Genomic DNA, 9466 nt, shown 5'->3' with positions numbered 1-9466 from the left:
CCGTCGCGACCAGGTCGCTGCGGATCCTGTCGGTCTCCTCCAACCGGGCCATCAGGCTCTGCTGACCCTCGTAGAGCTGCTGCCGGTAGTGCTCCACCCGGCGGCGGGACTGCTCGTTGTAGTGCCAGAAGACCATCTGTGCGCAGGCAAGAGCGAAGATGAAGCCGGCATGCAGGCCGGCCACCAGCCAGGCGTTGTCCAGCAGCTCCCCGTCGGCCGAAATGATGTTGCCGATCGCCAGGTTGGCGACGAACACGAAGGCGATCGCCAGCAGATAGACGGTCCACTCCTCGTAGAGCGCGATCAATGCGACGACCACGAAGAAGTGAAAGTACATCGGGGTGAGGCTGCTCGAAAAATGGACGAGGACGACCGAACAGCACAGCAGCCCGAGGCTGGCGGCCAGGGCACGGACCCGGCGGCGGCCGGGCACCACCGCGGAGGCGAACAGCAGCGCCGGCAGACTGGCCGCCAGAAAGCCGTGCACGAGGCTCAGGTCGCGCCAGATCGCGTAACAGACGATGACCGGCAGGTGTATCGCCAGCACCAGGCACATCAACGTGTGACGGGCCGTCCAGTCCTCGATGGGCAGACCGCGGCCCTGGGGAAGCAGCGAGGTGATGCGCCGGGCGGCTCCCGGCAGGACGTCCACCTGCTCCGGTGCCGATCCCGGCGGGCGCAGCCGACCAGCATGGCGGGCGGCGCGCCCCACGTGCGCACTCCCATGCCGACGCCGTGCGCGTTCGGGTGCCGATGGACTGACGGTGGACATCCGCGCAAGTTTGTACCGATCCGGTGCTGGAGCACCATGGTTGTCAAGGGTGGTGTCGCATGGCGACAATGCCCAGGTTTGACTAGGCCATCTGCACCACCTGGTACCGGGCTCAACGGAGCATGGCGCGGACCTCGCCCTCCCCGCCAGGCTGTGGTCCGCGGGGTGGCCCCGAGACAGCCCCCCATGGAGGAGGACACCGTGCCCCCAGTGGCCCTGACAGCCTCGACCGCTTCCGCGATCGCCCCGTCGACCGCGGGTCGGATCGGCCCGCCGCAGCCGGGTGCCACCGACGATCCCGCGCTGACCGCCGTCATGGCCCGGGTCGCGCGCCCCCAGCTACGCCTGGTGGCCTCGACCCCGGACACCGAGATCGAAGTGGTCCACGGCCGCGGAGGCCCAGCGTCCTGCGGCTGCCGCGCGTGCACGATGGCCCGCCACCCCGCGGCCATGCTGCGGTTCGAGGTTGTGCGGTAGGCCCGGATCCGCGCCCGACATGACGATGGCCCCCGGAGAGGAATCCAAGGGCCATCGATGGTCCGTCTTGGTGCGAGGGCGTAGCTCTCATCCTCTGCGAAGAATCGAAGATAAAACCGCTGTGTAGCCCCGACCGGATTCGAACCGGCGCTACCGCCTTGAGAGGGCGGCGTCCTGGGCCGCTAGACGACGGGGCCAAGACTCTAGGTTCTTACTTACGCGCTTACGCGCGTGTCACGCTGTACAGTATAGCAGCCAGTTTCGACCGAGCGGCAGATCTGGTGCAGCTGGGGTACCAGGACTCGAACCTGGACTAACGGAGCCAGAATCCGTTGGGCTGCCAATTACCCCATACCCCATGGGCCCTGTTCGGGCGCTGCCTATTGTACCTCATGCAGACAGCACATCAGCGCGCCGGGGTGCCGATGCACGCCGGTCATCCCGTCACGTCCCGTGGCTGGGGCATCGGGAACGACCGGCAGCCACCCGACCGGCAGTCATCCGGCGGAGGATCGCGCCGCGGGCGCTAGCGAGCCGTTACCGGGTTGGTGAGCGTCCCGATGCCCTCGACGGTCACCGCCACCGTCTGCCCCGGTGACATCGGCCCCACGCCCGCGGGCGTTCCGGTCAGCAGCACGTCGCCGGGTAGCAGCGTCATGGCCGACGACATGTAGGCGATCAACGAGGGGGCGTCGCGCAGCAGCAGGCCGGTTCGGGAGCTCTGGCGCAGTTCGCCGTCCAGGGTGGTGCGGATGGTCAGATCCGCCGGGTCGAGATCCGTCTCGATCCAGGGACCGAGGGGGCAGAAGGCGTCATGGCCCTTGGCCCGGGTCCACTGGCCGTCCGCCTTCTGCTGATCGCGAGCGGTCACGTCATTGGCGCAGGTATAGCCGAGCACCACTTCGAAGGCCCGTTCCACCGGGACGTCACGGCACAGCCGGCCGATGACGATCGCCAGCTCGCCCTCGAAGTCGACCCGCTCGCTGTCCGACGGAAGGGTGATCGGATCGCCCGGGCCGGCGACGCTGGTGGAGGGCTTGAGGAAGAGGATCGGACACTCGGGCGGGGTGTCACCGCCCATCTCCCGGACATGGTCGGCATAGTTCTTGCCCACGCAGAGCACCTTGCTCGGCAGCACGGGAGCGAGCAGCCGCACATCGCCGAGCCCCCGGCGGACGCCGGTGAAGGAGAACGGACCGAACGGATGCGGGGTGATGCCGGAGATCACGGCCGTACCCGCCTCGATCGACCCCTCCACGACCCCGAACCCAGGCTCCGAACCATCGGTAAACCTCGCGATACGCACCCCCAGACCGTACCGAGCCCGCGGAAGGAGCTGACCCGACCGGCCGGTGGGCGGCCCCGCCACACCGCGGGTATGGCTCGTATGACCGACATGACCACGGCCGGGGCTGATCAAGTTCGCCAGAACGGTGACGAGTGACCGAGAATTAGGCTAGAACCCGCGCCTGGTCCACCAGCTGGTCCACCAGCGGATGGCAGCCACCCGCTCCCGCTGTCCCGTACTGACCAGATCCGACGCGGACGGCCGACATCACCGCGGAGCTGCCCGGCAAGTTACCCGGCAGAGGAAAGGGAAAGGAAAACGGTGAGCGAGACCGACACCACCCCCGTCTACGATGTCGGCGCACCCGAGCCGAAGCCGATCGACGAGGAACTGAGCGTCAAACTGGGCCACCTGGCCGAAGACGCGATCCTGCGGGGTAAACCCAACGGCGACGAGCGGTGCGACAACTGCCTGTACTACCTGGACGCCGACAAGGACATCACCTACTGCTGGCACCCGAAGCTACGCGTTCTGGTCGGCGGCGACTGGTGGTGCCAGTGGTGGGAGGAGATCCCGCAGGACTGACCCACGTAGCCGGCGGCCCGGCCCGCGGCGGCGGGCTGCTCCGCGGGCGGTACAACGGGAGCACCCACGCCCGGGCGGGGCCGCTCCCGGGGTGGGGCCCGGCGTCAGGCCGCGTCCGGGTCTGGGCGCTCTCCCTGCCGCCGCAGTCCGTAGTCGACGGCGTCCTCCAGGGCCGCCCAGGAGGCGGCGATGATGTTCTCGTCCACGCCGATCGTGTCCCAGCACTCGCGGCCGTCACTGGTTCCCACCAGGACCCGGGTCACCGCGCCGGTCCCCTGCTTGCCGTCGAGGATCCGAACCTTGTAGTCCACCAGGTCCAGATCGGCCAACCCCGGATATGCCTTCTCCAGCGCGTTGCGCAGTGCCGTGTCGAGAGCGTTGACCGGTCCGTTCCCCTCCGCCGTCGCGACGTGGCGTTCGCCGTGCGAGGTGAGCTTCACCGTCGCCTCGCTGACCACCTCGCCGCCCGGGCGCTGCTCGACGATGACGCGCCAGGATTCGAGGGTGTAGAACCGCTGCCGGCCGGCCACCTCGTCGCGCAGCAGGAGTTCGAAGGAGGCCTCCGCGGCCTCGTAGACGTACCCGGCCGCCTCCCGCTCCTTGACCAGGTCCACCACCCGTCCGAGCGCCTCACGCTGGTTCGACAGGTCAAGGCCGAGCTCACGGCCCTTCAGTTCGATGGTCGCCCGACCGGCGAGCTCCGAGACCAGCATCCTCATGTCACTGCCCACGACCGCCGGGTCGATGTGCTGGTACAGGTCCGGATCGACCTTGACGGCGCTGGCGTGCAGGCCGGCCTTGTGCGCGAAGGCGCTGGCCCCGACGTACGGCCGGTGCGGGTCGGGCACGGAGTTGGTGACCTCGTCGATCGCGTGGGAGACCCGGACGAGCTCACGCAGCCGCCCGGGCGGCAGCACGGCCCGGTCCAACTTGGTCTCCAGACCCGCGATGACGCTCAGCAGGCTGGCGTTCCCGCACCGCTCGCCGTAGCCGTTTGCGGTGCCCTGCACGTGGGTGACGCCGGCCTCCACCGCCACCAGGGTGTTCGCGACCGCGCAGTCGGCGTCGTCGTGGCAGTGGATACCGAGCCGGGCGCCGGTCGTGGCGAGAACATCGGCGACGACCGCGCCGATCCGCGCCGGGAGCATGCCGCCGTTCGTGTCGCACAGCACGACGACCTCGGCACCGGCCTCGGCCGCAACGGAGACGACCTCAAGGGCGTAGGCGGGATGCACCCGATAGCCGTCGAAGAAGTGCTCGGCGTCGACGAAGACCCGCTTTCCCTCCGCGCGCAGATGCACGACGGTGTCCCGGATCATCGCGAGATTCTCGGCCGGGGTGGTGCGCAGGGCACGTTCGACGTGGCGCAGATCCGACTTGGCGACCAGGCAGACCACCGAGGTCCCCGCGTCCCGAAGCGCCGCCACCTGGGGATCGTCCGCGGCGGCGCGGCCCGCCCGCCGGGTGGCCCCGAAGGCGGTCAGCACGGCGGTCGTCAGGTTCAGTTCGCCGCGCGCCCGGGTGAAGAACTCCGCGTCCTTCGGGTTCGATCCCGGCCAGCCGCCCTCGATAAAACCGACACCGAGATCGTCCAGGTGACGGGCCACCGCGAGTTTGTCGCCGACCGAGAGCGACAACCCCTCCTGCTGGGTACCGTCCCGCAATGTCGTGTCATAGATGTGCAGGGAATCGGGATCGTATGGCCGCACGGGGCGCCCCTCCGCAAGGATCTTGGGCCGTTCCGCCCCGGCCGAGCCGAGCGGTCCGGACAACCTCCGGCACGCCGAACCGAGCAGAGTTCGGGAACCTGGGGCCGCCACGCGCCCGGCCCCAGGGGTCAGCGACCGAAGCGCGCGACGGAGACGGGTTCGCCGCCGGATGACAAGCCTACGATGTAACAGGCCCGACATGTGACGGATGTGGCGTGCGCCACAGCGGAGGATCTCAGTCCCCCGCAAACCGGCGTAGCCGGTCGACCTGCAGGATCGTGATGGTCTGACCTTCCGAGAGGATCCAGGTCCTCCGCTCGAACTCGCGCAACGCCTGGTTCACCGACTGGCGGGAACCGCCGAGCAGCGAGGCGATCTCGGTCTGCGTGAGGCCGAGTTCGATCATTGGACGCCCCGCCTCCCGCATCCGCAGCAGGAGCAACTTGGCCACGCGTCGCGGCAGATCGAGGAAGACGAAGTCGGCATTCGCTCCGGTGAGGCGTCGCACGTGCGCCACCAGTGCTCGGATGAGCTGCTCGGCGACGGCCGGCCGTTCCCGCACGAGTTCCCAGACCGCGGCGCGGTCGAGAACCAGCGCAGTACTCGGTTCGAGCGCCTCGACGCCGGCGGACCGGGTACCCCCTTCGACGATGTTGAGTTCTCCCAGGGTTTCCCGTGGCCCGACAATGTTCAAAATGTGATCACGGCCGTCATCGGCCTTCGTGAGCACCTTCAACCGCCCGGAGGCGACCACCAAAAGAGTGTCGGCGGTCTCACCTTCCGTGAAGACAGCCTGTCCACGCCGGAAACGTCGCGTGACGGCTCGCGTGGCGAGCCGCAACAGGTCCTCCTCCTGCAGTTCCTTCAGCAGCGTGGTCGCTCGGAGCAGGGCGACCGCCTCGTTGTCGTGCATGCGGTGACCGTAGCGCCGTCCGCCTGCCTCATGTTCCCCAGATATCCCGGACGACGGGATCGGATTCGGCGGCAGACCGCAAGCATCCCCGGCGTACGACACGGTAGACATCATACCGTAACATGATGGTTACTCCAGTAACGTACCACGTCGCGCATGGAGAGGATTCCGGCTACGCCACCGCCCGAGGTCACGATAAGGTGCCGAAAACCGCCCCGCAGCATCGCGGCAGCCGCCTCGTCCAAGGACCACTCCGGATCCGCGAAGACGACATCGCGGGTGAGATGGTCGCCCGCGATCTCGACATCCGGATCCTGAGCCGCGGCGATCGATCGCAGAACGTCCCGTTCGGTCAGGATCCCGTAGCCCTCACTGTCCGCATCGTCGACGACCGCGGCACCCACCTTGCGCGCCGCCATCAGCCTCGCCGCCTGGCGAAGCGTGTGCCCCGGGCCGATCATGAGAACAAGGGAGCTCATAGCCTCCGAAACCCGCACGACGCCCTCCCGACGCTTGTGCATTCGTGAAAACTGCTACTCGCGACGGTAGGCCCTGCCGGCCATGTTGACCAGAGCACACGATGCTTCGGCGTGGGCATTATGTGAGCCCGGACACGCGGGGCCGGGCTCACGACCCTGGCCGGGACGCGGGGCAACGCGCGAACGCCCGCGACGCCGGCCACGGCGTTATTGCTGGACGAACTCGTTCCACTCCTGGTATCGGTCCAGTTCCCCCCGGGTCGCGCGCTGGAAGATCTCCAGCAGCTCCCGGGTGACGGGGCCCGGCTTCCCGCTCCCGACCTGCCGGTCGTCCACCTCGACGATCGGCACGATCTCGGCCGCCGTGCCGGTGAAGAACGCCTCGTCAGCCAGATAGAGGTCGGTGCGCACGATGTGCTGCTCGATCACCTCGTACCCCTGATCGGCGGCGATCCTCATGATCGAGGCGCGGGTGATGCCACCGAGCGGACCATCCGTGAGGAGCGGAGTGATGACCTTGCGTCCGGAGACGATGAAGACGTTTTCCCCGGTGCCGTCGGCGATGTGGCCATTGGGGCTGGTCAGAATCGCCTCGTCGTAACCGGCCTTGACCGCCGCGACCTTCGCCAGGGACGAGTTGAGATACTGCCCGGACGCCTTGGCCGCCGGCGGCGTGATGTTCGGGTCGTTCCGCTTCCAGGAAGAAATCATCGCGCGGACACCGTTCTCCTCTGCCTCCTCGCCGAGGTAGGCGCCCCACGGCCACACCGCGATCATGACCTCGGCAGGAGAAGGCAACGGATTGAGCCCCATCTCACCGTAACCGAGGTAGATCAGCGGCCGGATGTAGCAGGAGGCGATGTCGTTCACCGCGATGGTCTCCTTCGTCGCCGCGACGACCTGCTCCGGCGTGAAGGACGGCTCCATCACATAAATCTTGGCACTGCGGTAGAGACGGGCGATGTGGTCCGTCAGCCGGAACACGGCGGGCCCTTGGGCCGTCTCGTAGCAGCGGACGCCTTCGAACACACCCCACCCGTAGTGCAGGGTCGGGTTGAGCACGTGGATGCGGGCGTCGTCCCAGTCGACGAACTCTCCACTCATCCAGATCTTCGAGGTTGGGGTGATAGGCACGGCGACTCCAGGCCAAAGTACGACGAAGCGAACAGGAGATGACGAATCCGCCGATCTTCGCCGTGGTGGGGCCCTGTCGGCTGCCGTCTTACCGGATCTACGGCTCCCGTAGAGAATAACCACGACGCACCTGGACCGGAAGGGCCCCCGCGGCGATCAACCATCCGGCCTCCACCGGTGGCGTGGCGGGGTGGCGCGAGGACCGGGGTGGCGAGGACTCAGCCCGCCGCCCGCGCGGCGAGGTCCTCGCCGCGTTCCCGGGTCGACAGCTGGGCCGCTCCCGCGGCGGCACGATCCGCCAGGGAGGATGCGACGGCGGCCTCGACCTTCGCCGCCTCCTCGGCGTGGCCGAGATGATCGAACAGCATCGCCACCGAGGCGACGGTGGCCGTCGGGTCGGCGAGCTGCCTGCCGGCGATATCCGGGGCGCTGCCGTGCACGGGCTCGAACATGCTCGGGTGGGCACCGGAGGGATCGAGGTTGCCACTGGCGGCCAGGCCGATCCCGCCGGTGATGGCCGCGCCGATGTCGGTGATGATGTCGCCGAACATGTTGTCCGTCACGACGACGTCGAACCGGCCCGGATCGGTCACGAAGAACATCGAGGCCGCGTCCACGTGCTGGTAGTCGACGCGCACGTCGGGGAACTCGGGCGCCACCTCGGCCACGGTGCGCGACCACAGGTCGCCGGCCTTGGTCAGCACGTTGTCCTTGTGCACGAGAGTCAGATGGCGACGCTCGCGTCGATCGGCCCGCCGGAACGCGTCGCGCACGACGCGCTCGACGCCGTACCGGGTGTTGAGGCTCTCCTCGGTCGCCACCTCGTGAGGCGTCCCCTTCCGGAGCACACCCCCCGCGCCCGCGTACGGCCCCTCCGTGCCCTCCCGCACCACGATCATGTCGATAGCCGGATCGCCGGCCAGCGGCGAGCGGACTCCCGGGTAGAGCCGCACCGGCCGGAGATTGACGTGATGATCGAATTCGAACCGCAGCCGCAGCAGCAGGCCACGCTCGAGGACACCGCTGGGCACGCCGGGATCACCGACCGCCCCGAGCAGGATCGCGTCGTGACCGCGCAGTTCCTCCAGCACCGAGTCGGGCAGCGTCTCCCCGGTCTCGTGCCAGCGCCGGGCACCCAGGTCGTATTCGGTCATGTCGACCTTGGGATGTACCGCGCGCAGCACCCGCAACCCCTCCGCCACCACCTCGGGGCCGATCCCGTCACCGCCGATCACTGCAAGCCTCATGGGCCGACTGTAGCGGCCGACCGCGGGTCCGCACGGGTCCGCTCACGACGGGCCACCGCCCCGGCAGCCGTCATCGTACTCCCGAACGGCCGCGAATCACCCCCGAATAACTGCGAACGGTAGCTATACCACTACCTCAGCCTAACCTCGCCTCCGGAACGCCACCCACACTTCCACATTCGATCACCTTGAGTAATCGTAGCGCACCACCTCGCCGAATAAAGTTCACCCCCGTTGTTGCTGGATTGATTTCCATCGGCCGACTCGGACTACTCGCACGCCTCGCGTCGGCACCCGAAAATCCTGGCGAGCAATGACCGTTTTGGCGACGGATCAACGATGAACGACGCCTCCGGCACCCAGAAACCGCCGATCTTGCGCCGGGGGCACGGGAAGGACGATGAACGGCAATCCGACCGCCACCCGCTGGTCGCACAAAAGAGCGCAGGATTCACAACTCCGGACGGTACTCGCACCCGGCATCGCGGCCGGATGGTAAGAAAATCACTTACAGGACAGGTGCGACGTGCTTCGATGCGAGGGGGGTGCACGGCGCATGATTACTCGGCAGCGGATTCCCGCGGGACCTCCGTCCAGCGACCGCCCCGATGTCGGCGACGCGGCTGTTTCGCCCGGTGGCGCGGCCGAGGGCAGGACGCTGCCCGCAGCCGGTGGGGCGGGTCCCCCCGGGCGGTCGAAGAACAGCGACGGGGGTGGGACGCGTGGCGACGACCGGCCCGACCTACGCCGGGTTCTCGCCGATCCCGACGAACCCGTGCTGTTCTTCCAGCCGATCGTGGATCTGCAACGGGGGGTCATCGCGGGGTATGAGGCGCTCGCACGCTTCCACAGCCACCCGGCC

Annotated in this window: 8 protein-coding genes, 2 tRNA genes and 2 pseudogenes; 3 read left to right on the top strand and 9 right to left on the bottom strand. The window is 68.3% G+C overall.

The features are described 5' to 3' along the window. Window positions 1-772: pseudogene (locus AC08OJ_RS00060) on the bottom strand (sensor histidine kinase); the annotation flags it as partial. Between the two features lie 201 nt (window positions 773-973). On the opposite strand from AC08OJ_RS00060, the gene AC08OJ_RS00055 reads away from it, so the two are divergent. Continuing rightward, the gene (locus tag AC08OJ_RS00055) at window positions 974-1249 is read left to right on the top strand and encodes a hypothetical protein (RefSeq protein WP_476594791.1); all 276 of its coding nucleotides are present in this window, start codon (window positions 974-976) and stop codon (window positions 1247-1249) included. A gap of 124 nt (window positions 1250-1373) precedes the next feature. On the opposite strand, the gene AC08OJ_RS00050 is transcribed toward AC08OJ_RS00055, so the two are convergent. From AC08OJ_RS00050 to AC08OJ_RS00040, 3 genes are all read right to left on the bottom strand, one after another. Then, window positions 1374-1446, bottom strand: a tRNA-Glu gene (locus AC08OJ_RS00050). A gap of 90 nt (window positions 1447-1536) precedes the next feature. Then, a tRNA-Gln gene (locus tag AC08OJ_RS00045) sits at window positions 1537-1608 on the bottom strand. Between the two features lie 167 nt (window positions 1609-1775). Further along, window positions 1776-2555 carry a fumarylacetoacetate hydrolase family protein gene (locus AC08OJ_RS00040; protein WP_476593732.1) on the bottom strand — a complete coding sequence of 260 codons (780 nt, stop codon included), beginning with the start codon at window positions 2553-2555 and terminating at the stop codon, window positions 1776-1778. A 303-nt stretch (window positions 2556-2858) separates the two neighbouring features. Here AC08OJ_RS00040 and AC08OJ_RS00035 point away from each other — a divergent pair, with 303 nt between their 5' ends. Next, window positions 2859-3122, top strand: a complete 264-nt coding sequence (locus tag AC08OJ_RS00035; RefSeq protein WP_462186127.1) for a hypothetical protein — start codon at window positions 2859-2861, stop codon at window positions 3120-3122. A gap of 104 nt (window positions 3123-3226) precedes the next feature. Here the strand turns inward: AC08OJ_RS00035 and cimA are convergent, their stop codons facing one another. The 5 genes from cimA to AC08OJ_RS00010 all read right to left on the bottom strand — a co-directional run bounded on the left by cimA (window position 3227) and on the right by AC08OJ_RS00010 (window position 8604). Further along, window positions 3227-4831, bottom strand: coding sequence for a citramalate synthase (gene cimA, locus AC08OJ_RS00030; RefSeq protein ID WP_476594790.1), 1605 nt, complete (start codon window positions 4829-4831; stop codon window positions 3227-3229). 235 nt (window positions 4832-5066) lie between these two features. Beyond that, complete coding sequence (locus AC08OJ_RS00025) at window positions 5067-5744, bottom strand: Crp/Fnr family transcriptional regulator (RefSeq protein ID WP_476593730.1); 678 nt, start codon at window positions 5742-5744, stop codon at window positions 5067-5069. A 110-nt stretch (window positions 5745-5854) separates the two neighbouring features. Beyond that, a complete protein-coding gene (locus tag AC08OJ_RS00020; protein ID WP_476593729.1) occupies window positions 5855-6241 on the bottom strand; it encodes a CBS domain-containing protein in 387 nt (128 codons plus the stop codon). 189 nt (window positions 6242-6430) lie between these two features. Further along, the gene (gene ilvE, locus AC08OJ_RS00015) at window positions 6431-7357 is read right to left on the bottom strand and encodes a branched-chain-amino-acid transaminase (RefSeq protein ID WP_476593728.1); all 927 of its coding nucleotides are present in this window, start codon (window positions 7355-7357) and stop codon (window positions 6431-6433) included. A 218-nt stretch (window positions 7358-7575) separates the two neighbouring features. Next, complete coding sequence (locus tag AC08OJ_RS00010) at window positions 7576-8604, bottom strand: 3-isopropylmalate dehydrogenase (RefSeq protein ID WP_476593727.1); 1029 nt, start codon at window positions 8602-8604, stop codon at window positions 7576-7578. Window positions 8605-9160: 556 nt separating this feature from the next. Between AC08OJ_RS00010 and AC08OJ_RS00005 the strand changes: the two are divergent. After that, window positions 9161-9466, top strand: a pseudogene (locus AC08OJ_RS00005) (EAL domain-containing protein); the annotation flags it as partial.

The sequence above is a fragment of the Frankia sp. CgKIO3 genome (assembly GCF_977946435.1).
Note: the sequence above shows the minus strand (reverse complement) of the source record. Positions and strands in the feature narration are given on the sequence as shown.

What these genes read in the sequence shown, in the direction of transcription:
- AC08OJ_RS00025 (WP_476593730.1), bottom strand. Translation starts at nt 5,744, where the DNA reads ATGCACGACAACGAGGCGGTCGCCCTGCTCCGAGCGACCACGCTGCTG.
- AC08OJ_RS00010 (WP_476593727.1), bottom strand. Translation starts at nt 8,604, where the DNA reads ATGAGGCTTGCAGTGATCGGCGGTGACGGGATCGGCCCCGAGGTGGTG.